We start from the raw sequence: 25,734 nt of genomic DNA on the forward strand, positions 1-25,734 counted from the left end.
CAAGATGATCGAACCTGGCATCTACAAAGACGTGATGGGCTCGTTCCCCTCCGGGGTCACGGTAGTAACCACCCTGGACGCCGACGGCGGCATCGTCGGCATCACCGCCAGCGCCTTCAGCGCGCTGTCGATCGAACCGGCGCTGGTGCTGTTCTGCCCCAACTACGCCTCGGACACCTACCCGATCCTGCGCGACAGCAAGCAGTTCGCCATCCACTTGCTGTCTGCCGAGCAGACGGCCGAGGCCTATGCCTTTGCCGGCAAGGGCAAGGACAAGGCCAAAGGCGTTCAATGGCACCTGAGCGAGCTGGGCAATCCGCTGCTGAGCAAGGCTACGGCGATCATCGAGTGCGAGCTGTGGCGCGAGTACGACGGCGGTGACCACGCGATCATCGTCGGCGCGGTGAAGAACCTGGTGCTGCCGGCCGAGCCGGTGACGCCGATGGTCTACCACAAAGGCAAGCTGGGCGCCCTGCCCCCACTTGGCTGATCGACCTTTGAGTCGGCGGTGGCTTTTTCGCGGGCAAGCCCGCTCCCACAGGGATCGTACCGATCCCAAGTTCTGTGAAGTACCTGTGGGAGGGATCACGCAGATCCCAACTTCTGTGAAGTACCTGTGGGAGCGGGCTTGCCCGCGAAAAAGCCACCGCCGATGACCCTGTTTTTAGGGGCCGCGCTACCCTCTCACCAATGGTTGCTGCCCCTGTTTTGATTCGGAGCTAGACAATGAGCAACGAAAAGTACGAGAAAGGCCTGCAGATTCGCACCCAGGTGCTGGGCGAGGACTACGTCAAGCGCTCGATCGAAAACGCCGACGAGTTCACCCAGCCGCTCCAGGAGCTGGTTACCGAGTACTGCTGGGGCCATGTCTGGGGCCGCGATGGCTTGTCGCGCAAAGAGCGCAGCATGATAAACTTGGCCATGATTTCCGCGCTCAACCGGCCCCACGAGCTCAAGCTGCATATCCGCGGCGCACTGCGCAATGGCCTGAGCCGAGAACAGATTCGCGAGATCCTGCTCCAGGTCGGCATTTACTGCGGCGTGCCCGCGGCGGTGGACAGCTTCCGCCTGGCCCGCGAAGCGTTCGCCGAAGCCGACACGGAGTCAACCCGTTAACAACGGGCTGTTCGAACCACCGCAAGGAGCAGCGCCCGGTTCGGGGGTGCCCTTCGGGTTGGCGCAACAGCCTCATAAAGAGCGCACCTGATGAAACGCCAGCCACTCGACGACAGCTTCAAGGTCAACCGCAACCCAGTCACCCTGCGTGAAATCGTGCTCGATAAACTGCGCGGGGCGATCATGAACTTCCACCTGCTGCCCGGCGACCGCCTGGTCGAGCGCGACCTCTGCGACCGCCTCGGCGTCAGCCGCACCTCGGTGCGTGAAGCCCTGCGCCACCTGGAATCCGAAGGCCTGGTCGAATTCGCCGACGCCAAAGGGCCGCGCGTGGCGATCATCACCCTGGAAGACGCCTGCGACATCTACGAGCTGCGCTGCGTGCTCGAAGGGCTGATCGTCCAGCTGTTCACCCTCAATGCCAAGGCCAAGGACATCCGCGCCCTGGAGCGCGCCCTGGAGGTGAACCGCGAGGCACTGGAAGAAGGCGAGCTGCAGCAAGTGCTCGAATCGGTGCAAGGCTTCTATGACGTGCTGCTGGAAGGTTCCGGCAACCGCGTCGCCGCCACCCAGCTGCGTCAGCTGCAAGCACGCATCAGCTACCTGCGCGCCACCTCGGTGTCGCAGGCCAATCGTCGTGGTGCCAGCAACCAGGAAATGGAAAAGATCGTCGCGGCGATCAAGAGCGGCGACCCGCAAGCGGCGCACCAAGCCTCGGTCGACCACGTACGCGCCGCCGCCAAGGTCGCGCTGGACTACCTGCGCCAGAAGCAGGATGACAACGCCAAGGTGCGCGAAATCATCGAGCCCCTGGTCCTGAAGGACCCTCGCATAGGCCGCTAAGCATGCCCAACGCCCCGCGCTATTGCCCGCACTGCACCACAGAGCTTGCCCGGGGCGTTCCCACTGGCGATACCCACGAACGCCTGCACTGCACTGGCTGCGGTTACATTCACTACATCAACCCGAAGATCATCGCCGGCTGCATCATCGAACGCGATGGCAAGTACCTGTTGTGCCAGCGCGCCATTCCCCCGCGCCCTGGCACCTGGACCTTGCCGGCGGGCTTCATGGAAGCGGGTGAAACCACAGAACAGGCGGCGCTGCGTGAAGTGTGGGAAGAAAGCGGCGTGCATGCCGAAATCGTCTCGCCCTACTCGATCTTCAGCGTGGCCAAGATCAGCGAGGTGTACATCATCTTTCGCGCCATCGCCACGCAGGAGACTGGCCAGTTCGGGCCGGAGACGCTTGCCTACAAGTTCTTCGAACCTGATGAGATCCCCTGGGATGAGATCTACTACCCGGCGATTCGGCAGATCCTCGAGCGCTATATCCTTGAGCGGCAGGCGGGGGTGTATGGGATCTACATGGGCAATGACGACACCGGCAAGGTGCATTTCATTCGCTGATCTGTGCACTGCCCGCACTGCCAACACAAATCTCTCGCCAGCAAGCCAATCTCAGGGCACCCTTATCACTCCCTGATGCAAGGACCAGCAAACCCCATGGCGAAATGGTTGGAAGGCGGCGGATCCATGGCCGAGCGAATCCGCAACCACGACTGGCCAGCCACCCCGCTCGGCCCGCTCGAGTCCTGGCCAGACGTGCTCAAGACCACCGTAGCACTGTGCCTGGGCTCACATTTTCCGCAGGCCGTGCTCTGGGGCGATGAGCTGATCACCCTGCACAACGATGCCTTCAGCGCGATTCTCGGCGAAAAACCCTTAGCCCTGGGGCGGCCATTCAGCGAGGTGTGGCAGGAAGCCTGGAGCGACATCAAGGCGATGGCCGACCGCGCGCTGGCAGGCGAAGCGGTGTTCATCGAGAATTTTCCGCTGCTGATCAACCGCAGCGATGGTCCGGAGCGGGCCTATTTCACCTTCTGCTACAGCCCCATCCGCGATCAGTATGGGCAGATCGTCGGCATGATCGACACGGTAACGGAAACCACTGCCACCGTAGTTGCCAACCAGCGCCTGAACTTCCTCGACAATCTCAGCCGCGCCCTGGCCGATGCCAATGACCCCGATCGGATCATGGCCACCACCACCGGTATGCTGGTCGAGCACCTGCGCCTGTCCAGTTGCGCCTACGCGGTAATGGACGCCGACCAGGACGGTTTCACCATCTGTGGTGACGCGGTAGCGCCAGGTTCACCACGCCTGGTCGGACAATACCGCCTGGCCGATTTCGGCACCCTGGCGGTCAAGCAACTGCGCGCCGGCTTGCCGCTGGTGATCAACGACAACCTCAATCAGCTCGAACCGCAGGAAGCGGCGACCTTCCAGGCCATCGGCATCACCGCGACCATCTGCATGCCGCTGATCAAGGAGGGTCGGTTGACCGCGCTAATGGCCATCCATGACCGAGTACCGCGCCAGTGGACCGGCTATGAACAAGCGTTGATCAGCGAAGTGACCGAGCGCTGCTGGGCGCATATTCAACGCGTCCAGGCCTACGCCGAAGTGCGCGAGACGGCGGCTGCGCTGGAGGCGCTGAACGCCACCCTGGAGCATCGCGTACAGGAGCGTACCGAGCAGTTGCTGCAAACCGAGGCGATGCTGCGCCAGACCCAGAAGCTGGAAGCCATCGGCCAGCTGACCGGCGGCGTTGCCCATGACTTCAACAACCTGCTGACCATCATCCGCTCATCCCTGCACTTTCTGCAGCGCCCGGATCTGGACGACAACCGCCGCCAGCGCTACCTCAAGACCATGGCCGACACCGTCGATCGCGGCGCCAAGCTCACCGGTCAGCTGCTCGCCTTCGCTCGCCGCCAAGCGCTCAGCCCGCAGGTGTTCGACGCCGGGCCAAGGCTGCAAGGCATGGCGGAAATGCTCGATACCGCCACCGGGGCGCGCATCCAGGTCAGCCTGGAACTGCCCGAGTCGCCCTGCTACATCCGCGCCGACCTTGGCCAGTTGGAAACAGCGCTCATCAACCTGATGATCAATGGCCGCGATGCCATGGCCGGCGAAGGCACCCTGCACTTGCGCCTGGTTGCCGACCAACGCATGCCCGGCGCACCCGGGCGCTTTGCAGCGATTTCGGTGAGCGACAGTGGCGTGGGGATTGCTCCTGAACTGCTTGAGCGCATTTTCGATCCGTTCTTCACCACCAAGGCTGCGGGCGAAGGGACGGGGCTTGGCTTGTCCCAGGTGTTTGGCTTCGTCAAGCAATCGGGCGGTGATGTGCAGGTGAACAGTGTTGCCGGCCAAGGCACCACGTTTACCCTGTACCTGCCCCAGGAAAGCGCGGCAGATTCGCCGCAAACCGCCCTGCCGAGCAGTGCCCCTGTGGCCCTGGCCGGCAGCAGCAAACGGCGCATCCTGGTGGTCGAGGACAACGCCGATGTCGGCAGTTTCACCACCCAGATGCTCAAGGAGCATGGCTATCAGGTCAGTTTGGCGCTTTGCGCCGAGGATGCCCTGGCGCAATTGAGTGGCGCCCAGGGACAGTTCGATGCGGTGTTCTCTGATGTAGTGATGCCCGGCATGGGCGGCCTGGCCTTGGCCAAGGAGCTGCGTCGCAGCCGCCCACAGACGCCAGTGATCCTCACCTCTGGCTACAACGAGGCCATGGCTGAAGGGGGGCATCAGGGCTTCGCGTTCCTGGCCAAGCCCTATTCGGCCGAGCAGGTGTGCCAACTGCTGGAAAAAGTGCTGGGGGCCGCCTGAGTCTCAGGCGCTGATCCGCAGCAGCCGCGCCAGGCTTTCAGCCAGCTCTGCGCGGCGAAAGGGTTTGCGCAGCACCTCGAAACCGTAAAGCTCACGCGGCGAGAGGTTGGCGTAGCCGGTGATGATCAACACGGGCAGGTCCTGATGCTGCTGGCGCAGTTGATGGGCGAACTGGGCGCCGGTCTCGTCACTCATGATCTGGTCGGTGACCAGCACATCCATGACCAGCCCCTGAGCGATCAAGGCGCGTGCCTGCGCCGGGCTGGCGGCCTCGCTCACCTCGTAGCCCAGGTCGCGCAACTGCAGCGCGGTGGCATGGCGCACGATCTCTTCGTCATCCACCAGCAGCACCCGCGTAGCCTCACGAGCCCGTGGCGGCTCTTGAGCTGGGCTGCCCGCGTCGACCACATGGGGCTCTCCCTGCGGCAGCCAGAGCGTCGCCTGGGTGCCCTCGCCCGGGCGCGAATGAATGGCAAAACCGCCACCCGATTGCCCTGCCAAGCCCTGCACCATCGGCAGGCCGAGCCCCGTCCCCTTGCCGACACCCTTGGTCGAGTAGAACGGCTCAAAGCAGCGAGCCAGGACTTCTTCATCCATGCCACAGCCGTTATCAGCCACTTGCAGCCACAGCTGTTGTCCGGCCACACCCTCTGGCCGCGGCGGGCCTGTGTCGGCGCCACCGGCAGAGATCAGCAGACGCCCGCCACTGTTCATCGCATCGCGGGCATTGACCACCAGGTTGAGCACTGCCAGCTCCAACTGGTGCGGGTCGACCAGCACGCTGGGCAGTCGCGCATCGATCTGCACCACCACCTCGATGGTTGGCCCCAGCGAACGGGCAATCAACTCGCGCATGTCACCGACCAGCATGGCCAGTGACACTGCCTGGGGTTTGAGGGTCTGCCGGCGCGCGAAGCTGAGCAGGCGGCCGACCAGGTTGCGCGCGCGATCCGCCGCTTGCAGCGCCCCATCGATCAGTCGGGTCGAGCGGCCGATATCGTCCGGGCGGCGGCGGATCAGCTCAAGCGAAGCGATGATCGGGGTGAGCATGTTATTGAAGTCATGGGCGATGCCACCGGTCAGCTGGCCGATCATTTCCATCTTGCGCACTTCGTGCAGTTGCAGCATCGCCGCTTCGCGCTCGCTGAGCATGCTGGCGACGCGCTCCTCCAGGCTCTCATTGAGCGCCATCAGTTCGGCAAAGGTCGCCTCCAGGTGTGCAGCACTGGCGCGCAAGGCCCGCTCGGCGCGGGCGTGGGTAATGGCCTTCCAGACCTGCTTGGCGGTTTCCTGGACCAACAGGCACTCGTCCTCGACGAACACATGAGGGGTATGAAATTGCACCGTCAGCATCGCCTCCAAACCGCTCGCCTGGAGCACGGGCACATGCAAGCTGGCGCACAGATCGGCCGAAGTACCGGCGGGGAAATCGCTCTGGACGCTCATGCCGCTGGCCAGTTGATCGTGCAATTGCGCAGCGAAGGCCTGGTAGTTCTGCTCACCGGTCAGCGAGGTCACGCCATCGACCCAGTCGCGGGCAACCCGCAGGTGCTGACCATCGCCGAGATCTTCGCCAAAAAATACCCGTAAGGCGCCAAGCTCCTCGCCCAGCCGGCGCAGCGCGTAGGCTTCGATGGCCTCAGGCTCATCCATGCCCGGCAACGCCTGCCCCAGCTCCAGCAGAAAGGCCTGGCGGCGCTGGAACTGCACCCGTTCGGTGGTTTCGGTAACGATACAGAGCACGCCGCCAACGCTGCCATCGGCCTCGCGCACGGCTGAGTAGGAGACATCGAAGTAGGCCGTTTCACCTAAGCCTCGGCGTTCGATATAGAACGGCCGATCATTGGCCGAAAAGGTTTCGCCGGTTTCGCGCACGCCGCGCAGCAGCGGTTCAAGATCGTCCCACAGCTCGCTCCAGTTCTCCTGCCCCGGTCGGCCCAGGGCACGTGGATGCTTGGCTCCGATAGTCGGCGCATACGCCTCGTTGTACAGCGCTACGTAGTCGGCGCCCCAGAACAACACGATCTGCGCCTTGGCCGGAAGAATAGTGGCCATGAGCGTTTTCAGGCTGGCGGACCAATCGGCCGGCGCCCCTAATGGCGAGGTGTCCCAGTCCAACGACTGCAGCAACGTGCTGACCGTGCCGCCACCGAGCAAGAAGCTCGGCATCGGGCTATGCGGGGAGTTTGCGTCGTTGTCCGAAACTGATTTCATTTCATCCTGACCATCGGTTGCCCTAGGCACAGTGCCATCTACCTGATGGATAAGAAATCAGAGAACGCCAGACGTTCCGCTGGGCTCAACAGTTAGTTGTCGACAGCCAATACGCCAGCGATAGATGTCGCCCCAGGGGGCTGCCTTGCAGCCCATCGCAGGCTGCGCCAGCGCCTACCGTTAGATCAGTTGCCCAGCTATCAAACTCACCCCGATCACCATCATCGCCGAACCCGACACCCTGCCGACCAGCCTCGCCGCCGCCGGGCGGCTGCGCAATACAGCCTTGGCGCCGTAGCCGACCAGCAGGTAGACCACCAGCGAGCTGAACAGGTGGACCAACCCCAGCAGCAGAATCTGCAGCGGTAGCGGCCAAGTTGAGGATGGATCGGTGAACTGTGGCAGCAAGGCCAGAAACAGCAAGAACACTTTGGGGTTCAGACCGCTGACGCAAAACCCCTTGAGCGCCCAGCGTGCCCCCGATCCTGCTTCATCGGCCTGGGCCGCTTCGGGCGCTGCCGGGCGCAACAGCAGATTACCGCCCAACCACAGCAGGTAAGCGGAGCCAGCCAAGGTCAGCAGCGACAGTGCCAGCGGATGCCCGGCGATCAGGCTACCGACCCCGGCGGCCACCACCAGCGTCGCGAGAAAGTGCCCCGAGAGCATGCCAGCTACCGCAGGCATCACCCAGCGTCCACGCATACCGGCCGAGATGGCGTAGGCCCAATCGGCACCCGGGGTAAGGACAAACAGCAACGACACGGCCCAGAACGCCGCCAACACACTGATAGCCACTTGAGTCTTCCTTCAGATCAGCTTTGGATGAAGAAAGATTACGGATATCGCCGAGGGATTTTCTTTCGTATATTCCCTCCCTGCGAACAATTACTGGAAGATTCTTCCCAAATGGACAGAACCGATCGCAAGATCCTTGCCGAGCTGCAACAAGACGGTCGCTTGTCGGTAACCGACCTGGCCGAGCGCGTCGGCTTGAGCCTCTCGCCCTGCCATCGACGCTTGAAAGCACTGGAGGAATCTGGCGCCATTGTTGGCTATCACGCACGCTTGGCGCCGGCGGCGCTAGGCTTGAACTTCGCCGCGTTGGTCTTCGTGACCTTGCGCGAAGTCACCCGCCAGCCGGTGGCGGACTTTGAAGCGGCGCTGGCGCAGATTCCGCAGATCGTCGAGGCGCAGCGCTTGTTTGGCGATCCGGACTACCTGCTGCATGTGGTAGCGCGTGATCTCCCGGCGTTTCAGAAACTCTATGACGAGCAGTTGACCAGCATCCCCAACGTCAAGCGGCTGAGCTCGACGCTGGTGATGAAAGAAGTGATTCAGGATCGATTGTTGCCAATGTAGTTGGCAGCTGCACGGCTTGTGTCGACTGCCAGCGAAAGGCCCGCCCAAACCCGCTTTTTACTCGCCCTCTGAGCGTGCAGTGCGCACCAACACGGCTCACTGCGTGCTGACGCCAACCCCCTTGAAGCCCCCAACCCCGCGGCCTTCAGCCCGGTGGCCCGTTCCTTGCTGCCAGCGACCTCTTAACCTTTTGTCAGCCTTAGGTTTTTTAAGGTTCATGAGCACATATTTACTAATTTCTCGATCCCTGCGCACCCCGCATCATCCCTCCAACAAGAACGCGTCGCCCCTTGCCGGCACGCACCCGGGCACTCCCCCGTGCCCCACCTTGCCTTGGAGTCAGTCATGACCAGTGCAGCCAACTCGGCACCTCTAATAGAAAAACACACGATCGGCTACGTGCCCCCGCAAGACCGCCATGGAAAGGTAAGGGATCTGTTCACCCTGTGGTTCGGCGGCAACATCGCGCCCCTGCCCATCGTCACTGGCGCCCTGGGCGTGCAGTTGTTTCATCTGAACCTGGTGTGGGGCATCGTCGCCATCCTGGTCGGTCATCTGCTCGGAGGCGTGCTGATGGCGCTGCACTCGGCGCAAGGCCCGCAGATGGGCATTCCCCAGATGATCCAGAGCCGCGCCCAGTTCGGCTCGCTCGGCGCGTTGCTGGTGGTGGTCATCGCTGGGGTGATGTACATCGGCTTCTTCGCCTCCAACATCGTCCTGGCCGGCAAGTCGCTGCATGGGGTCGCCGAGTCGGTTCCAGTGCCGGTCGGTATCGTGATCGGTGCGCTGGGCTCGGGCATCATCGGCATCATCGGCTACCGCTTCATCCACGTGCTCAACCGCATTGGCACCTGGGTCCTGGGGGTCGGCATCGTGGTCGGTTTTGGCTACATCTTCAGCCATGTCCAGAGCGATGATTTCCTCACCCGCGGCGGCTTCAACCTCGCCGGCTGGCTGGCCACCGTATCGCTGGCGGCGCTGTGGCAGATCGCCTTCGCGCCGTATGTGTCGGATTACTCGCGCTACCTGCCGGCAGACGTGAAGGTGTCGTCGACATTCTGGACCACTTACCTGGGCTCGGCCCTGGGTTCGAGCCTGTCGTTCGTGTTCGGCGCGGTGGCGGTGCTGGCGATCCCGGCGGGCATGGACACCATGGACGCCGTCAAGCTCGCCACCGGTGCAATTGGCCCGTTGATGCTGGTGCTGTTCCTGCTCAGCGTGATCAGCCACAACGCCCTCAACCTGTATGGCGCAGTGCTGTCGATCATCACCCTGATCCAGACCTTCGCTTACCGCTGGATCCCGACCGCGAAAAGCCGCGCGGTGCTGTCGCTGATAGTCCTGGCCGCCTGCTGCGTGGTGGCGGTGTTCGCCTCGGCGGACTTCATCGGCCACTTCGTCGATATGGTCCTGGTGCTGCTGGTCGTGCTGGTGCCGTGGACGGCGATCAACCTGATCGACTTCTATGTGATCCACAAGGGCGACTACGACATCGACTCGATCTTCAAGGTCGATGGCGGCATCTACGGGCGCTACAACCCGCAGGCACTGATCGCCTATGCCGTGGGCATCGTGGTGCAGATCCCGTTCATGAACACGCCGCTGTATGTCGGGCCGGTAGCCGAGCACATCAACGGCGCCGATCTGTCGTGGCTGGTGGGCCTTGCGATCACCTCTCCGCTGTACTGGTGGCTGGCCAGCCGCGACAGTGCCTATCGCCGTCGGCAGACCAGCGCCAAACTGGCAGCGGCAGCCTGATAGAGACAGCACCTGCGCGCTCCCACAACCCCGCTCTGACGCGCCACAGCGCGATGCACGACGGGGCCTCTGTGGGAGCGGGCTTGCCCGCGAAGAGGCCGGCACAGGCAACCTATAGCCGCCCCAAGCGCTCACGCAAAAACGCCACGAACGCCTGTACCGGCCGGGCCACTTGCCGGTGCTGTGGGTACACCGCCGACAGCTGCAGCGCTGGCGGTGTCCACGGCTCCAGAAGTGCGACCAACCTGCCCTCTGCCAATGCCCGCTCGACGATGAACGCTGGCAGATAGGTAATGCCCATCCCGGCAATCGCCGCATCCCTGAGCAGCTCGCCATTGTTCGCGCGCATCCGCCCCGTCACCGCAATGGCCAGGGCCTTGCCCTGATGCTTGAACTGCCACTGCACCTGCCGTGCATGCCCATAAGGTAGACAATCATGCTCACGCAGCGCTTCAGGCACTGCTGGCGTGCCGCGTCTCGCCAGATAATCGGGGCTTGCGCAGTAGACCCGTTCGATATCGGCAATCCGCCGCGCAATCAGACTGGAATCCTCCAAGCTACCAATGCGCAGTGCCAGGTCATAGCCCTCGCCAATCAGGTCCACCGCCCGGTCACTCAGGTCGACTTCGACGTCCAGTTGCCGATGCAGTTGCAAGAACTCCGTCAATAAACAGCCCAGATGGCTCATGGCGAATGACAGCGGCGCACTCAAGCGCAAGGTGCCACGCAACGCCTGGGTCTGGCCGCTGATGTCTTGCTCGACCTGCTGCACTTCGCTGAGCAAACGCAAGGCCGACTGGTAGTACTGCTGGCCCAATGGCGTGGCATCCAGACGCCGCGTCGAACGGTTGAGCAGGCGCACGCCCAGGCGCTCTTCGAGTTGCATCACGCGGCGGCTGACGAACTGCTTGGACAGCCCCAGGCGCTCGGCAGCGGCGGTGAAGCTGCCGGCTTCCATGACCTGGGCAAAAATACGCATGTCTTCGTAAGGGTTCATTGTCGCTATCCAGTTGACAGTGAACGCTTTATACCGGCTTTTCCCCAGCGAGGCAGCTGCCTAATCCCTGCACAGCTGGCAGCGCTGGCCCTAACGCCAGGCAAGCCACCTGAACGGCATGCGAGTGCGAGTCAATCTACCCCTTCGACGATGATCACCTCAGCCGTCGCCACCCCCTGGCGATGGCAGCAGGCCTGTTGATACTCGGCCGAGCGATAGCAGGCCAGCGCCTGTTCATACGACTCGAACTCAATGACCACACTGCGCTGCGGGGTTGGTCGCCCTTCCAGCGCTTCGCTACGCCCGCCCCGCGCCAGCAACCGCCCGCCATACGCCTTGAACGCCGCCGGTGCGCGCTGGGTGTATTGCTGGTACTGCTCAGGATCGGTCACATCGACATGGGCAATCCAATAGGCCTTCATCCACTGCTCTCCTGTCTTCAGGTATTTGTGTATTATGGTATACCATAAAAATCAAACCACCACAGCGAGCGTGCAGCATGGCTTTCAACAGCATCGAAGAACTACTCGAGGACTACCGGCAAGGCAAGATGGTCCTGCTGGTGGATGACGAAGACCGTGAGAACGAAGGCGATCTGTTGATCGCCGCCGAACACTGCGACGCGGCCGCCATCAACTTCATGGCCCGCCAGGCGCGTGGGCTGATCTGCCTGACCTTGACCGACGAGCACTGCCAACGGCTGGGCCTGGAGCAGATGGTGCCAAGCAACGGCAGCGCCTTCAGCACTGCCTTTACCGTGTCGATCGAGGCTGCCAGCGGCGTCACCACCGGCATCTCGGCGGCCGATCGTGCCCGCACCGTGGCTGCCGCCATGGCGCCCAACGCGCGGCCTGAGGACCTGGTCCAGCCGGGGCATATCTTCCCCCTACGCGCCCGTGAAGGCGGCGTACTGACCCGTGCCGGGCATACCGAAGCGGGTTGCGACCTGGCCCGCCTGGCCGGTTTCAGCCCGGCCTCGGTGATCGTCGAGGTGCTCAACGATGACGGCAGCATGGCCCGCCGCCCGGACCTGGAGGTGTTCGCCGCCCAGCACGGGATCAAGATCGGCACCATCGCCGACTTGATCCACTACCGGTTGAGCACCGAGCAGACCATCAAACGCATCGGCGAACGTGAACTGCCGACGGTGCATGGCACCTTCCGCCTGGTGACCTACGAGGACCGCATCGAGGGCGGGGTGCACATGGCCATGGTGATGGGCGAGATCCGTCGCGAACAGCCAACCCTGGTGCGCGTGCATGTGATCGACCCGCTGCGTGACCTGGTCGGCGCCGAGTACGCCGGGCCGGCCAACTGGACCCTGTGGGCGGCGCTGGAGAAGGTCGCCGACGAGGGTGCGGGGGTGGTGGTGATCCTGGCCAATCACGAGTCTTCCCAAGCCCTGTTGGAGCGGGTGCCGCAACTGACCCAGCCGGTGCGTGCGTATCAGCGTGGGCAATCGAAGGTGTACTCGGAGGTCGGCACCGGGGCGCAGATTCTGCAGGACCTGGGCGTGGGCAAGCTGCGTCACCTGGGGCCGCCGCTCAAGTATGCGGGGCTGGCGGGGTATGAACTGGAGGTGGTGCAGAGCATCCCGTTCGAGCCTGCAATTACAGGGTGATGGCCGGTCGCCCAGAGTGCTTGCCAAAATCTTGGAATACCATAATATGATATCCCGTAGACCTTAAATTATCGGCCGCATCCTAAACTCACAATCGGCCCCACGACATCGTTGAAATAGCTGCTCCCCGAACACATGGCGGGTGACAGACCCGCCTCGAATAACAAAAGTAACGAGGGCGTAACCATGCTGTTGAGCAAACGTGTAACCGCAGTGCTGTCCGCCAGCCTGCTGACCCTGGCCTGCCAGGCCAGCCAAGCCGCCGACAGCCTGAACTTCGTCAGCTGGGGTGGAACGACCCAGGATGCGCAAAAACAGGCATGGGCCGAGCCCTTCTCCAAAGCCAGCAACATCAAGGTCGTGCAAGACGGGCCCACCGACTACGGCAAACTCAAGGCCATGGTCGAGAGCGGCAACGTGCAATGGGACGTGGTCGATGTAGAAGCGGACTTCGCCCTGCGTGCCGCCGCCGAGGGCCTGCTCGAACCTTTGGACTTCAACACCATCCAACGCGAGCGCATCGACCCGCGCTTCGTTTCCGACCACGGCGTCGGCTCGTTCTTCTTCTCCTTCGTCCTGGGCTACAACGAAGGCAAGCTCGGGGCCAACAAGCCGGTGGACTGGTCAGCGCTGTTCGACACCAAGACCTACCCTGGCAAGCGCGCCCTGTACAAATGGCCAAGCCCAGGCGTGCTGGAACTGGCGCTGCTGGCTGACGGCGTGGCGCCCGACAAGCTCTACCCACTGGACCTCGACCGGGCCTTCAACAAGCTCGACACCATCAAGAAAGACATCGTCTGGTGGGGCGGCGGCGCGCAGTCGCAGCAGCTGCTGGCCTCGGGTGAGGCGTCGCTGGGGCAGTTCTGGAACGGCCGGGTCTACGCCCTGCAGCAAGATGGCGCGCCGGTTGGGGTGAGCTGGAAGCAGAACCTGGTCATGGCCGACTTCCTGGTCATTCCCAAAGGCGCCAAGAACAAGGATGCGGCCATGAAGTTCCTGGCCAACGCCGCCAGCGCCAAGGGCCAGGCCGAGTTCGCCAACTTGACGGCCTACGCCCCGGTCAACCTGGACAGCGTCAGCCAGCTCAAACCCGAGCTCGCCTCCAACCTGCCGACCGCCTACGCTCAAGACCAGGTGACGCTGGACTTCGCCTACTGGGCGAAGAACGGCCAGGCCATCGCTGCCCGCTGGAATGAGTGGCTGGTCAAATGAAAGTCGCCATCAATGCCCTGCACAACGCGCAAGGTGCCGCCAGCGGCAGCGGCGCACCAGGAGCGGCCATGCACCGTCCGAGCTTGAGCCAACGCTGGCGTGGCAGCCGCAACCTGCTGCCGGCCCTGTTGTTCCTTGGCCTGTTCTTCTTCGCCCCGCTGATCGGCCTGCTGCTGCGCGGGGTGCTGGAGCCAGTGCCGGGGCTGGGCAACTACGAGCAGCTGTTTGCCAACTCGGCCTATGCGCGGGTGCTGTTCAACACCTTCTCGGTGGCCGGCCTGGTGACCCTGATCAGCGTGCTGCTGGGCTTCCCACTGGCCTGGGCGATCACCCTGGTGCCCAAGGGCTGGGGCCGCTGGCTGCTGAACATCGTACTGCTGTCGATGTGGACCAGCCTGCTCGCGCGCACCTACTCATGGCTGGTGCTGCTGCAGGCCTCGGGGGTGATCAACAAGGCGCTGATGGCCATGGGGATCATCGATGCGCCGCTGGAAATGGTCCACAACCTCACGGGCGTGGTGATCGGCATGAGCTACATCATGATCCCGTTCATCGTCCTGCCGCTGCAGGCGACCATGCACGCGATCGACCCGATGGTGCTGCAGGCCGGTTCCATCTGTGGCGCCAGCCCTTGGACCAACTTCTGGAAAGTGTTCCTGCCGCTGTGCCGCTCGGGGCTGTTCTCCGGTGCCTTGATGGTGTTCGTCATGTCGCTCGGTTACTACGTCACCCCGGCCCTGCTCGGCGGCGCGCAGAACATGATGCTGCCTGAGTTCATCGTCCAGCAGGTGCAGTCGTTCCTCAACTGGGGCCTGGCTAGCGCCGCTGCTGCCCTGTTGGTACTGATCACCCTGGTGCTCTTCTACTTGTACCTGAAGCTGCAACCGGAATCGCCGGTTGGTAACGCGAGGTAAGCCGCCATGCTCCTGACGCCCAATGCCATGGGCCGCCCGCTGCGGGTTGGCCTGTACCTGACCACCGGGGTGATCGCAGCCTTCCTGTTGCTGCCGATCCTGTTCATCGTCCTGCTGTCGTTCGGCTCGTCGCAGTGGCTGGTATTCCCGCCGCCGGGCTGGACCTTCAAGTGGTACGGCCAGTTCTTCTCCAACCCTGAGTGGATGGAGGCCGCCCTGGCCAGCCTCAAGGTCGCCGTGCTGACCACGATCTGTGCAGTGGCGCTGGGCCTGCCCACCGCCTTCGCCCTGGTACGCGGGCGCTTTCCTGGCCGGGAGATGCTCTACGGGCTGTTCACCCTGCCGATGATCGTGCCGCTGGTGATCATCGCCGTGGCGGTGTACGCGCTGTTTCTCAAGCTTGGCTACACCGGCACGCTGTTCGCCTTCGTGGTCAGCCATGTGATCGTCGCCCTGCCGTTCACCATCATCTCGATCATCAACTCGCTCAAGCTGTTCGACCAGTCGATCGAAGACGCCGCGGTCATCTGCGGCGCCTCGCGGCTGCAAGCGATCTTCAAGGTGACCTTCCCGGCCATTCGCCCAGGGATGATCGCCGGCGGCCTGTTTGCCTTTTTGGTGTCGTGGGACGAAGTGGTACTGAGCGTGATGATGGCCAGCCCCAACTTGCAGACCCTGCCAGTGAAGATGTGGACCACCCTGCGCCAGGACCTGACCCCCGTCATTGCGGTGGCCTCGACCCTGCTGATCGGCCTGTCGATCCTGGTCATGCTCATCGCCGCCGCCCTGCGCCGGCGCAACCCAGCCAGCGCCTGAACGCCCCGGAGACAATAACAATGAGTGCAGTGAGCAAAGACAACGCGCCCAACCAGACCCTGGTCAGCTTGCGCAACCTGAACAAGCACTACGGCGAATTCACCGCCGTGGACAACATCAACCTGGACATCCAGGATGGCGAGTTCCTCACCTTCCTCGGCTCCAGCGGCTCGGGCAAGTCCACCACGCTGTCGATGCTGGCCGGCTTCGAGACGCCCAGTAGCGGCGAGATCCTGGTCGATCAGCTGTCGCTGGTCAACGTCCCGCCGCACAAGCGCGACATCGGCATGGTGTTCCAGCGCTATTCGCTGTTCCCGCACCTGTCGGTGCGCGACAACATCGCCTTCCCCCTGGCGATCCGCAAACTCAGCGCTGGCGAGATCGCCAAGCAGGTCGATGCGATGCTCAAGCTGGTGCAACTGGAGCCGTTCGCCCATCGCCGCCCTGCTCAGCTCTCCGGTGGCCAGCAGCAGCGGGTGGCAATTGCCCGGGCGCTGGTCTACGAGCCACGGATCCTGTTGATGGACGAACCGCTCGGCGCGCTGGACAAGAAACTGCGCGAAGACCTGCAGGACGAACTGCGTCAGCTGCATCGCCGGCTGGGCATCACCATCGTCTACGTCACCCACGACCAGGAAGAAGCCATGCGCCTGTCACAGCGCATCGCCATCTTCAGCCACGGCAAGATCGTCGGACTGGGCAGTGGCTATGACCTTTACCAGAATCCGCCGAATGCCTTCGTCGCCTCGTTCCTGGGCAACTCCAACTTCCTGCGCATCAAGGCCAGCAGCAATGGTGCCGGGCGCTTTGAGGGGCAAGCACTGGCAATTCGCCTGACCCCAGGGCTGGTCGCCGAACAGGACGCGCTGATCATGGTGCGGCCGGAAAAAGCCCTGGCCTTGAGTGCCGAGCAAGCTGCGCGCGAGCCACTCCCGGCGGGTTGGAACGAGGTCAGTGCCAAGGTCGCCGAGGTGTTGTTCCTGGGTGAGAGCCAGACGTGCCATGTGGTCACTGCCGGCGGCACTGAAATGACGGTCAAGGCCTTGTCGGCGGCGGGGATGCCGATGCAGCCAGGGGAAACGGTCAAGGTACGCTGGGCGGTAGCCGATGCCTGTATCTATACCGAGTGGGCCGAGAGCGATCTGAGCAAGGCTGCTGGGGCACACTGATCGGCCACCTTTCGCGGGGCAAGCCCGCTCCCACGCTTGGCTCATGAGGCGAAGAACCTGAGCCAAGCATGGGCGCCACGCTTGGCTAGGCGCCAGAGGACGTGGCAACCAAGCAACGTGGGAGCAAGGCCGCTGGGACGCATTGATCGGTGACCTGTCGCCGGGCAAGCCCGCACGCTTGGCTCATGAGGCGAACAACCTGGGAGCCAGGCATGGGCGCCATGCTTGACTAGGCGCCAGAGGACATGGCAACCAAGCAACGTGGGAGCGGGCTTGCCCCGCGATGAGGCCAGCAAGTACAACGTTTCATCCTGCGGCCAGCTGCCCCAAGCTGCGCCGCACCTTGTCCAGCAACTCACCAATCTGGAACGGCTTGATCAGCATATCCATCCCCGTGCCAAGAAACGCCTGGCGATCCAACGCGGTCTCGGCGTAGCCGGTCATGAACAGCACCGGCAGCCCCGGTCGGTAGGTGCGGGCCATGTCCGCCAGCTCCCGGCCACTGATCCCCGGCAAGCCGACATCGGTCAGCAACAGCTCGATCCCTGCGTCTTCGCGCAAATGGTCCAGCGCCTGCTCAATGGTCTCGGCCAAGGTGCAGCGATAGCCGGCATCGGCCAACGCCTCGGCCACCGACAGGCGCACCGAAGCCATGTCCTCGACGATCAGCACATGCTCGCCGGCGCCCTTCTGGTCGACCTGGGGTGCGCGATCAGCACTGGCCGCTTGTTGGGTACTGGCCGGCAGCAGCAGGGTCACTTCGGTGCCCTGCCCTGGCAGGCTTCGAATCGCCACATGCCCCCCAGACTGGCGAGCGAACCCATAGATAGTCGACAAGCCAAGCCCGGTGCCTTGACCGACCGGTTTGGTGGTGAAAAACGGATCGAAGACTTTTTCCAGCAACTGCGGCTCGATGCCGCTGCCATCATCGCGCACCGTCACCGCCACATAGGGGCCGTCCTGCAAATTGGGGTCGCCATGCGACCAGGTCGCGGCAGTATTGACCCAGATATGCCCGCCCTTGGCCAAGGCATCCCGGGCATTGATCACCAGGTTGAGCACTGCGCTTTCCAGCTGGATCGGATCGACCAGGGCAATCGCCGGGCGGCTGGAGAGCTGCAGTTGCAGTTCGATGCGCTCGCCGATGGTGCGGGTAATCAACTCCTCCAGCGAGCGCACCCGTTCGTTGACATCTACCGGCCGGGTATCGAGCGGCTGCTGGCGGGCGAAGGCCAGCAAGCGATGGGTGAGCGATGCCGCGCTCATTGCCGAGCTCAAGGCAGCCTCGGCGTAGCTTGGGACTTTCTCCACACGGTTTTCCGCAACCCGTTTGCGGATCAATTCCAGGCTGGTGATGATGCCGGTGAGCAGGTTGTTGAAGTCATGGGCGATACCGCCGGTGAGGCTGCCCAGCGCATCCATCTTCTGTAGTTGCAACAACTGCGCTTCGCTGCGTGCGCGCTGGGCGACTTCATGGGCCAGCTGGGTGTTGGCGTCATCCAGGCGGGCCAGGTGCGAACGCTCGCGATGGCGGTGCTCGGTGACGTCCTCGACGAACACCAGGCACAAGCCGGGCGCGCGATAAGGCGACAGCTGCCACTCGGTATCCCGCGGCAGGCCTTGCACGGTCATGGCCAAGGTGCCACGCCAGCGCTGGCCATCGGCAAGGTGCTGACGCAACAGCGCCAATTCGCCTTGCTGATCGCTGGCAAAGCACTCACGCAAGGTTTCCGGGTGGCGGTTGTCCTGGATCAGCTGGGCGAAGGCCTGGTTGCATTCATGCACCTTGAGGGTGGCGTCCAAGACTGCAATCGGTGCCGAAACATTGCTGAAGATCTCACGAAAACGCGCTTCGCTCTCGCGCAGTGCACGCTCGGTGTCGCGCACCCGCAGCAAGGTGCGCAGGGTCGCCAGCAGCACGTCCGGATCGACCGGGTGCACCAGGTAGGCGTCGGCGCCCGCTTCCAGGCCAGTGATGATGTCACCGGTCTGGATCGACGCGGCAGACACGTGGATCACCGGCAGCAACGCGGTTGCCGGATCGGCGCGCAGCAGGCGCACGATGTCGAACCCACTCATGTCCGGCAGGTTGACATCGAGAATCAGGGCATCGATCTGCTCGTTGCGGATCATCGCCAGGCCGTCGCCACCGGTGCCTGCTTCCAGCACCTGGTAGTCGTGCAGCGCCAGCCGCCGGCGCAGCGCGTAACGCGTGGCGGCGTTGTCGTCGACGATCAGCAGGCGGATGTCAGGGTTCATCGACGCTCTCCTGGGCGATGGCCAATGGAATGATCACAAAAAACGCCGAACCCTCCCCTGGCACGCTGTCCACCCCCACTTCGCCCCCCAGCAAGGCGGCGAAACGCTTGCACAGCGACAACCCCAAGCCAGTGCCGCGCAGACGCTTTTGCAGTGGCGAGTCGAGCTGGGCGAAGTCCTCGAACAGGCCTTCGAGCAGCTCTGGCGCAATGCCGATGCCGGTATCGGTAACGGCGAAGCGAATCTGATCGCTGCCATGCAACTGGGCCGAGACCCGCACTTCGCCTCGGGTGGTGAACTTCAGGGCATTGGAAATGAAGTTACGCAGAATCTGGGTCAGCTTCTTGTCGTCGGTATACAGCTGGGGCAGGCCCTGTGGTTCTTCGAAAATCAGATCGACAGACCCGGTATCGACAATCGGCCGGAACATCCCGCGCAAGGCGGCGAACAGGTCGAGCATGTCGAACCAGGCCGGCGAGATGGTGATGCGCCCGGCCTCGATCTTGGCCAGGTCCAGCAGGTCATCGACCATGTCGCTGAGCTCGCGAGTCGCGGTGCTGACGAACGCCACCTGCAACTGCTGCTCTTTGCTCAGCGGCCCGTCCACTTCGTCGGCGAGCAGGCTGGTAATGCTCAGGATCGAGCCCAGCGGCGTGCGGAATTCGTGGCTCATGTAGGAAAGGAAGCGGCTTTTCAGGTCCGATGCCTGGCGCAATTGCTCAGCCTGGATGTCCAGCTCGGCATACAGCGCCAGCACGCCCTGGTTGGTTTCTTCCAACTCGCCGCGCAAGGCCTGGTTTTCCGCCTGCAAGCGCGCCACCAGGGCGGCCTGCTCGGCGGTGGTGTGGGGCGACGGCTCAGGCATGCACTGTCTCCAGGTCGATAACCAGCACCGTGACATCGTCCCGCCCGCGGCAGAAGTCGCGGTGCAGCACGGTGGCGATCACGGCCGGGTGGCGCGAGGCCAGGCCGGGGTAGGCTTGAAGGTTCCAACGCGATTGCAGGCCGTCGCTGAACATGATCAACAGATTTCCCTTCACGTGAGCGTAGTCGAACACCTGGCCCTTGCGGTATTGACCCCCGACGATGCCGGGGTGCGAGGCCAGGCCCCGCGGCCGTTCGCCGCCCACCAAGGTGGCGCCGATATTGCCGATGCCAACGAACGCCAAGCTGTCGGCGCAGGCATCGTACTGAGCGATGGCCACCGCGCCGCCGCGGGTGCCAGCCATGGCGTGGTGCAGCTCGCCAAGCAAGCCTTGCGGCTCACTGAACGGGTTGCCGGCAAACTCCTGGGCCCCGGCCTTGGCGGCTCGCTCGGCCTCCTCACCGTGACCCAGACCATCTATAAGCAGTGCGCTCAGTCGTTGCTTACCCAGGGTCACGTGCCAAGTATCACCACAGGCGGGGTCATCATGCAGTGAATGCTGGCTGACCCCGACCCGCACATCCGGCCCACTGGCGTCCTCGCGGTACAGCCGCGCCAAGACCACTGCGCCACGCTCATCGGCATGCACATCGAACACCTGTGCCAGGCGACTGACCGCGCCCAGGCCAATGCCCTGGGTGCCGCCGGTCGAGTAGCCATCGGCCAGGCAAGCGTGTACATCGAACCCCTTGGCGCGATCCACCGCCAGCAGCTCAAGGCCGTGCCCGTCACCATGAGGCAGTACCCGCAAATGCAACTCGCCGCGCTCGGCATGTTTGAGCACATTGCTGGCAAGCTCGGTAGCGACCAGCGCGGCTCGACCAGCATCGGCTGGATCAAAACCATGCTGTTCGGCCAGTTTCTGCACCACCCGGCGGGCGTGGCCCACCTGGCTGTGATCATCCAGGCGCAATACCTGGGTCAGGCTGGCGGCAAGGTTCATGTCCATCGAGTTATCGTTACCCGGGTGCCTTGCCCGGGAGCGGTGTCGAGTTCGAATTCATCGACCAGCCGGCGCGCGCCGGTCAGCCCCAAGCCCAGGCCCGAGCCGGAGGTCCAGCCATCGGTCAACGCCAGCTTGACGTCAGCGATGCCGGGGCCTTCGTCGCGAAATACCAGGCGCAAGCCAACCCTGCCGGCGTCCTCGATGACCTGCCAGTCCATATCGCCGCCACCGCCATACACCACGGTGTTACGGGCCAGTTCGCTGACCGCCGTGACCAGCTTGGTCAAGTCGACCAGGCGCATGCCGCAGTCACTGGCGATCCTGCGCGCCAGCTGTCGGGCCAGTACCACATCCTGCTCCAGGCGCACCGGTTGGCTGCCGCTGTCGCGAATGCTCATGGCCGACCTACCCGCTGACGCAGCAGATTCATGCCGCGGTCAACGTTGAGCGCGGTGCTCACCCCTGGCAGGGTCAGGCCGAGTTCGACCAGGGTGATGGCTACCGCCGGCTGCATGCCGACCAGCACGGTTTCGGCGTCCATGATCCGCGACAAGCCGGAGATGCTGGCGATCATCCGGCCGATGAACGAGTCGACCATGTCCAGCGCCGAGATATCGATCAACACGCCCCGCGCCGAGGTGTGGTCGATACGCGCGGTGAGGTCGTCCTGCAGGCGCAGGGCCAGTTGGTCGTGCATGTCCACCTGGATGGTCACCAGCAGGAACTCGCCCATCTGCAAGATAGGGATACGCTCCATCGGCTCACACTCGCTCGTCTGGGCGGTTGCCTAGACGGGTCAGCGCCAATTTGAGAGCATCGGCAAGATTGGACTTGGTGGTCAGCGTGCCCAGGTCCAGGCCCAGGTGAACGATGGTCTGGGCGATCTGCGGACGCACGCCGCTAATGATGCAGTCGGCGCCCATCAGGCGGATGGCAGTGACGGTCTTGAGCAGGTGCTGGGCCACCAGGGTATCGACCGTGGGCACGCCGGTGATGTCGATGATGGCGATTTCCGAGCCGGTGTCGACGATACGCTGCAGCAGTGACTCCATGACGGTCTGGCTGCGTTGCGAGTCGAGGGTGCCGATCAGCGGCAAGGCGAGCACTCCATCCCACAGTTTGACCACCGGGGTGGACAGTTCTAGCAGCTCTTCCTGCTGGCGCTTGATCACCCCTTCGCGGGTTTTCTGATAGGTGCGGATGGTGTGCAGGCCAAAGGCGTCGAGCAGCTCGGAGACCTCCCACAGCTGCTCGGCCAACAGCGCCGGCTGCTCGCGGTAGTGACTTTGCAACAGGGTGAACAGCGGGCCTTTGAGGGCAAAGATGAAGTAGGCGGTCTGGTGCGACTCCTGGCCCGCCTGGGCACGGCTGCTGGAGAGTTTCTCCAGGAAGCGGCGGGTTTCTTCCCAACCTGCTGCGCCAATGTTGCCGCCGCTTTCGCTGCGCAGGCCATCGACTACCAGTTGGAGAAAATCACGGGTTTCCTGACGCAAGTCCTGCTCTTTGATATTGCGGGCGGCGCCATTGGCTTCCAGTGCTGCGATCCAATCGCCGATCAGCTGGGACTGGTTGCTAGCAATTGCTTCCAACGTACTGTTCTGCAGTGCTGCCATGTGCCTTGCTCTCCTGAAAATGCCTGCCGGCGCCCGATAGAAATTACCGGCCCCAAAAAATGACATCCACCAGTGAAAATAGTTGTGGCAACCACCCAATAATTGCATTGGGCTATCCGCCGTGCTGCTAACTCTAGGCCAAGATCGCCCGGTCCGTGGTAGACAGCGACTCAGCAACTGCATAGCGGTAGAGAGGCACCGGCACAGCGCAACAACGCAATGCAGGACAGATAGAACGCATCCGTTTAGGCCATCAGGTAGGCTTGCTCACGCACACTCCGATTAGTCCACCCTCCTCCAGCCCGCTTTATCGCCCTCAATCTGCGCGTCAGGGCTTGAGAAAAGCCATTACCTGCTCAGCTGCCAATGCTGGATTTTCTTGCATGAAGCAATGCCCGCCCGGCATCTGCTGCGCCGTCACGCTCGCATTGAGCGCCGCCAGGCGGCGCACCGAGTGAGGCACGAAGGGATAGGTCTGCTCGCCGTAGAGAATCCGCGTGGGCGTGCGGATTCGGCCCAGCTGTGTCCACATACGCTCGGGGAAGGAGCTGAAGATCTCCACTTCGCGGCTAGGCCGGCATTTGAGCACCACCGCTTCACCGCAGTCGCCAATGGCATGCTCGACATACGCCTGCAACGCCTCGTCGCTCCAGCCTTTGAAGATGCCCCGCCCCTGCAGCGAGGCATGTGCCGCCGCGCGATCAGGCCAGTGGCTGCGCCGCGTGGCCGCCTTGCGCGCCAAGGCGTGTCGCCGGTGCAGGCCAACCAGCGCGGCAGCGCCCATAACCCCGAGCATGCGCCGGCTGAACAGCACCGGATCGAGCAACACCGCGCGTTCGAACAGCTGCGGCTCATTGGCCAGGATCAACCCGGTCAGCACCCCGCCAAAACTGTGCCCAAGGGCATACCGGGGGACATCGCCATACTCGCCTCGACCCGCCTCGAAAGCCTCCACGGCCAACGCAGCCGTGCGGTTCCAACCACGAAATGCGCCGCCATGGTCACTGTCGCCATGGCCCTGCACATCGCTCAACCACAGGTCGTAATGCTCGCCCAAACGCATCAGCAGCGGCTGGTAGGCCAGGCTGCAAAAGCCGTTACCGTGAAGAAAGTGCAGCAGTGGCCGGCCACTGGCGGGCGAGCGCCAACCGCGCAGGGTGAAGCCTTCAGGGCAATCATGGGACCAAGGGATCAATTGCATCAGCCGGCTGCGCTCATCGGGATCAGGAAAACGCCGATTCTACAAACAGCAGCGGGTACAGCGAAATCACCAGCAGCAGGGCCATCAGGACATTGAACAGCATCAGCCAACGTGGATTTTGCAAAAGGCTGCGCAAAGCACTGCCGAACATCACCCAAATCCCGACACTGGGCAGGTTGACCAGGGCGAATACCGCCGCGATGACGATCACATTGACGACATAACCCTGCGCTGGCGTGTAGGTGGTAATCGCCCCAACGGCCATCACCCAGGCTTTGGGGTTGACCCACTGGAACGCCGCCGCGCCCAGGAAACTCATCGGCTTGGCCGAGCCATTGCCGCTGGCAGAGATCGGCCCAGAAGTGGCGATCTTGTAGGCCAGATACAGCAAGTACGCAGCGCCGAGGTAGCGAAGGATGCTGTACAACGGCGGCCAGGCCTTGAACACTTCGCCTAGGCCAAAGCCTACCGCCAGCACCATGACCATGAAGCCAATGCTGATGCCCATGGCGTGCGGAATCGAACGACGCACCCCAAAGTTCACCCCCGAAGCGAGCAACATGGTGTTGTTCGGCCCCGGGGTGATCGAGGACACGAAAGCAAAAAGCACAAAGGCAGTCAGCAGGTCGAGAGAGGCAAGCATGGCGTGGTTCCGCAGCGTGGAGTAGTTATCGTGCAACCACAGTAGCGGAGTAGCGCCTGCCAACCACCAGTACAGTTACCTTATATTTTGCAGATACACATCACTGTACCGATTGTTCTGGCTGGAAGATTTCTTCGATGCTCAGGCCAAACACCCTGGCGATGGAAAAAGCCAGCGGCAGGCTGGGATCGTAACGGCCGGTTTCGATGGCGTTGACGGTCTGGCGCGAGACACCCAGGCGCTCGGCCAGCTCGGCCTGCGACCAGCCCTGCTCGCCGCGCAGGGCGCGGATGTGATTGTTCATCGGTAGCGTCTCACCCCAACCACCGCGCCGATTGCCCACAGCGAGCCCATCAGGCTCCAGACCATGAACATCGACAAACGCGGGTAGCCTGCCGTCTCCAGGAAGCCGTAACTGAAGGTCAGCAGCGCGGTGCCCACGAACGCCAAGCCAAGGGCTTCGAGCTGGATGCGCCGGGCCAGCTCATCCAGGCTGCGCAGGTGCCCAATGACCACCCCGGCCATCATCAGCATCGCCGGCACCGGCAGCAGGGCCAATGCCGTTTTGCCAGCGCCGGTAGGCAGGCTCGGCAGGTAGTGGCTGCTGACCAGCACGCAGCCGGCATAAGCCAGCAGCGTCAGGATGAAATTGCCCAGGAAGCGTCGTTGCGCCATGGTCGGACCCTCGATGTAAAGTGTGCTTGACATTGAAGGCGATCGCGCTCGCCATGTCAAGCTAACTTTACATCTCGGCAAGCCCTGCCCTTGCCGCGTAAGATGAGCATCTCCAACCCAAGGAAGCCCCAGCATGAGCCTGACCATCCGCCCCGCCGCGCGCAGCGATGCCGCGCACATCCTGGCCTTCATCACCGAGCTTGCCGACTATGAACGGGCCCGCCATGAGGTGGTGGCCAGCCTGGCTGATATCGAGCGCAGCCTGTTCGACGAAGGCAGCACGGTGAGCAGCTTGATCTGCGAACGCAATGGCCAGGCGATTGGCTTTGCCGTGTACTTCTACAGCTATTCGACCTGGCTGGGGCGCAACGGCATCTACCTGGAGGATCTGTACATCACCCCAGAGCAACGCGGCGATGGCGCCGGGCGCCAGTTACTGCGCTTCATTGCTCGGGAAGCGCTGGCCAACCAGTGCGGACGGCTGGAATGGAGCGTGCTGGACTGGAATGAGCCGGCGATTGGTTTTTACCAGTCGCTTGGGGCCCAGGCGCAGGATGAGTGGATTCGGTATAGGTTGGAAGGTGAGCGGCTGGCGGCGTTCGCCCAGGGCTAGGCTGGC

The 25,734-nt window shown here is 63.2% G+C and carries 27 protein-coding genes; 13 read left to right on the forward strand and 14 right to left on the reverse strand.

Annotation, left to right across the window (positions count from 1 at the left end; translation table 11 throughout):
- Positions 1-4 precede the first annotated feature (4 nt).
- The 5 genes from AAZU54_RS00065 (at position 5) to AAZU54_RS00085 (ending at position 4,793) form a co-directional block, all read left to right on the forward strand.
- Positions 5-490 carry a flavin reductase family protein gene (locus AAZU54_RS00065; protein ID WP_186555253.1) on the forward strand — a complete coding sequence of 162 codons (486 nt, stop codon included), beginning with the start codon at positions 5-7 and terminating at the stop codon, positions 488-490.
- Positions 491-726: 236 nt separating this feature from the next.
- Positions 727-1,116: a carboxymuconolactone decarboxylase family protein gene (locus AAZU54_RS00070; protein ID WP_186555252.1), complete on the forward strand. Its 390-nt coding sequence runs from the start codon at positions 727-729 to the stop codon at positions 1,114-1,116.
- Between the two features lie 90 nt (positions 1,117-1,206).
- A complete protein-coding gene (locus AAZU54_RS00075) occupies positions 1,207-1,959 on the forward strand; it encodes a GntR family transcriptional regulator (protein WP_186555251.1) in 753 nt (250 codons plus the stop codon).
- 2 nt (positions 1,960-1,961) lie between these two features.
- A complete protein-coding gene (locus AAZU54_RS00080; protein ID WP_027595373.1) occupies positions 1,962-2,525 on the forward strand; it encodes an NUDIX hydrolase in 564 nt (187 codons plus the stop codon).
- 96 nt (positions 2,526-2,621) lie between these two features.
- Positions 2,622-4,793 carry an ATP-binding protein gene (locus AAZU54_RS00085; protein ID WP_434726290.1) on the forward strand — a complete coding sequence of 724 codons (2,172 nt, stop codon included), beginning with the start codon at positions 2,622-2,624 and terminating at the stop codon, positions 4,791-4,793.
- Between the two features lie 3 nt (positions 4,794-4,796).
- Here the strand turns inward: AAZU54_RS00085 and AAZU54_RS00090 are convergent, their stop codons facing one another.
- Both AAZU54_RS00090 and AAZU54_RS00095 read right to left on the reverse strand, forming a co-directional pair.
- A complete protein-coding gene (locus AAZU54_RS00090) occupies positions 4,797-7,007 on the reverse strand; it encodes an ATP-binding protein (protein WP_434726291.1) in 2,211 nt (736 codons plus the stop codon).
- A 180-nt stretch (positions 7,008-7,187) separates the two neighbouring features.
- Positions 7,188-7,802, reverse strand: coding sequence for a LysE family translocator (locus AAZU54_RS00095; protein ID WP_434726292.1), 615 nt, complete (start codon positions 7,800-7,802; stop codon positions 7,188-7,190).
- 111 nt (positions 7,803-7,913) lie between these two features.
- Between AAZU54_RS00095 and AAZU54_RS00100 the strand changes: the two genes are divergently transcribed.
- Positions 7,914-8,366: an Lrp/AsnC family transcriptional regulator gene (locus AAZU54_RS00100; RefSeq protein ID WP_186555247.1), complete on the forward strand. Its 453-nt coding sequence runs from the start codon at positions 7,914-7,916 to the stop codon at positions 8,364-8,366.
- 345 nt (positions 8,367-8,711) lie between these two features.
- Positions 8,712-10,124 (forward strand): purine-cytosine permease family protein, encoded by a 1,413-nt coding sequence (locus AAZU54_RS00105; RefSeq protein WP_186555246.1) that lies wholly within the window; start codon positions 8,712-8,714, stop codon positions 10,122-10,124.
- A 112-nt stretch (positions 10,125-10,236) separates the two neighbouring features.
- Here AAZU54_RS00105 and AAZU54_RS00110 read toward each other — a convergent pair whose 3' ends face one another.
- Positions 10,237-11,121 (reverse strand): LysR family transcriptional regulator, encoded by an 885-nt coding sequence (locus AAZU54_RS00110; protein ID WP_186555245.1) that lies wholly within the window; start codon positions 11,119-11,121, stop codon positions 10,237-10,239.
- A gap of 131 nt (positions 11,122-11,252) precedes the next feature.
- Positions 11,253-11,543: a DUF1330 domain-containing protein gene (locus tag AAZU54_RS00115; RefSeq protein WP_312156031.1), complete on the reverse strand. Its 291-nt coding sequence runs from the start codon at positions 11,541-11,543 to the stop codon at positions 11,253-11,255.
- Positions 11,544-11,620: 77 nt separating this feature from the next.
- On the opposite strand from AAZU54_RS00115, the gene ribBA reads away from it, so the two are divergent.
- The 5 genes from ribBA (at position 11,621) to AAZU54_RS00140 (ending at position 16,853) form a co-directional block, all read left to right on the forward strand.
- Complete coding sequence (gene ribBA, locus AAZU54_RS00120; RefSeq protein ID WP_186555243.1) at positions 11,621-12,742, forward strand: bifunctional 3,4-dihydroxy-2-butanone-4-phosphate synthase/GTP cyclohydrolase II; 1,122 nt, start codon at positions 11,621-11,623, stop codon at positions 12,740-12,742.
- Between the two features lie 186 nt (positions 12,743-12,928).
- Positions 12,929-13,954 carry a polyamine ABC transporter substrate-binding protein gene (locus AAZU54_RS00125; RefSeq protein ID WP_186555242.1) on the forward strand — a complete coding sequence of 342 codons (1,026 nt, stop codon included), beginning with the start codon at positions 12,929-12,931 and terminating at the stop codon, positions 13,952-13,954.
- Complete coding sequence (locus AAZU54_RS00130; protein WP_186555241.1) at positions 13,951-14,868, forward strand: ABC transporter permease; 918 nt, start codon at positions 13,951-13,953, stop codon at positions 14,866-14,868. The genes AAZU54_RS00125 and AAZU54_RS00130 overlap by 4 nt, the downstream gene beginning before the upstream one ends.
- 6 nt (positions 14,869-14,874) lie before the next feature.
- A complete protein-coding gene (locus tag AAZU54_RS00135) occupies positions 14,875-15,684 on the forward strand; it encodes an ABC transporter permease (protein ID WP_186555240.1) in 810 nt (269 codons plus the stop codon).
- Between the two features lie 20 nt (positions 15,685-15,704).
- Positions 15,705-16,853 carry an ABC transporter ATP-binding protein gene (locus AAZU54_RS00140; RefSeq protein WP_434726293.1) on the forward strand — a complete coding sequence of 383 codons (1,149 nt, stop codon included), beginning with the start codon at positions 15,705-15,707 and terminating at the stop codon, positions 16,851-16,853.
- Positions 16,854-17,159: 306 nt separating this feature from the next.
- On the opposite strand, the gene AAZU54_RS00145 is transcribed toward AAZU54_RS00140, so the two are convergent.
- The 10 genes from AAZU54_RS00145 to AAZU54_RS00190 form a co-directional block, all read right to left on the reverse strand.
- The gene (locus AAZU54_RS00145) at positions 17,160-19,112 is read right to left on the reverse strand and encodes a response regulator (protein WP_186555238.1); all 1,953 of its coding nucleotides are present in this window, start codon (positions 19,110-19,112) and stop codon (positions 17,160-17,162) included.
- The gene (locus AAZU54_RS00150; protein WP_186555237.1) at positions 19,102-19,977 is read right to left on the reverse strand and encodes a sensor histidine kinase; all 876 of its coding nucleotides are present in this window, start codon (positions 19,975-19,977) and stop codon (positions 19,102-19,104) included. Before AAZU54_RS00150 ends, AAZU54_RS00145 begins: the two co-directional genes overlap by 11 nt.
- Positions 19,970-20,980, reverse strand: coding sequence for an ATP-binding protein (locus AAZU54_RS00155; protein WP_434726437.1), 1,011 nt, complete (start codon positions 20,978-20,980; stop codon positions 19,970-19,972). The genes AAZU54_RS00150 and AAZU54_RS00155 overlap by 8 nt, the downstream gene beginning before the upstream one ends.
- Positions 20,977-21,381, reverse strand: a complete 405-nt coding sequence (locus AAZU54_RS00160; protein ID WP_186555236.1) for an ATP-binding protein — start codon at positions 21,379-21,381, stop codon at positions 20,977-20,979. Before AAZU54_RS00160 ends, AAZU54_RS00155 begins: the two co-directional genes overlap by 4 nt.
- Positions 21,378-21,740 (reverse strand): STAS domain-containing protein, encoded by a 363-nt coding sequence (locus AAZU54_RS00165; protein WP_186555235.1) that lies wholly within the window; start codon positions 21,738-21,740, stop codon positions 21,378-21,380. Before AAZU54_RS00165 ends, AAZU54_RS00160 begins: the two co-directional genes overlap by 4 nt.
- A gap of 4 nt (positions 21,741-21,744) precedes the next feature.
- The gene (locus AAZU54_RS00170; RefSeq protein WP_312155900.1) at positions 21,745-22,596 is read right to left on the reverse strand and encodes an STAS domain-containing protein; all 852 of its coding nucleotides are present in this window, start codon (positions 22,594-22,596) and stop codon (positions 21,745-21,747) included.
- A 328-nt stretch (positions 22,597-22,924) separates the two neighbouring features.
- The gene (locus AAZU54_RS00175) at positions 22,925-23,797 is read right to left on the reverse strand and encodes an alpha/beta fold hydrolase (protein ID WP_186555233.1); all 873 of its coding nucleotides are present in this window, start codon (positions 23,795-23,797) and stop codon (positions 22,925-22,927) included.
- A 22-nt stretch (positions 23,798-23,819) separates the two neighbouring features.
- Positions 23,820-24,440 carry a LysE family translocator gene (locus tag AAZU54_RS00180; protein ID WP_186555232.1) on the reverse strand — a complete coding sequence of 207 codons (621 nt, stop codon included), beginning with the start codon at positions 24,438-24,440 and terminating at the stop codon, positions 23,820-23,822.
- 100 nt (positions 24,441-24,540) lie between these two features.
- Positions 24,541-24,744, reverse strand: coding sequence for a helix-turn-helix transcriptional regulator (locus AAZU54_RS00185; protein ID WP_405129794.1), 204 nt, complete (start codon positions 24,742-24,744; stop codon positions 24,541-24,543).
- Complete coding sequence (locus AAZU54_RS00190; protein ID WP_186555284.1) at positions 24,741-25,115, reverse strand: hypothetical protein; 375 nt, start codon at positions 25,113-25,115, stop codon at positions 24,741-24,743. The genes AAZU54_RS00185 and AAZU54_RS00190 overlap by 4 nt, the downstream gene beginning before the upstream one ends.
- A 133-nt stretch (positions 25,116-25,248) precedes the next feature.
- Between AAZU54_RS00190 and AAZU54_RS00195 the strand changes: the two genes are divergently transcribed.
- Entirely contained in the window at positions 25,249-25,728 is a 480-nt protein-coding gene (locus tag AAZU54_RS00195) for a GNAT family N-acetyltransferase (RefSeq protein WP_434726294.1), read from the forward strand.
- Positions 25,729-25,734: the final 6 nt, after the last annotated feature.

The organism is Pseudomonas sp. Je.1.5.c, from assembly GCF_051129895.1.
Taxonomy (GTDB): domain Bacteria; phylum Pseudomonadota; class Gammaproteobacteria; order Pseudomonadales; family Pseudomonadaceae; genus Aquipseudomonas; species Aquipseudomonas urmiensis.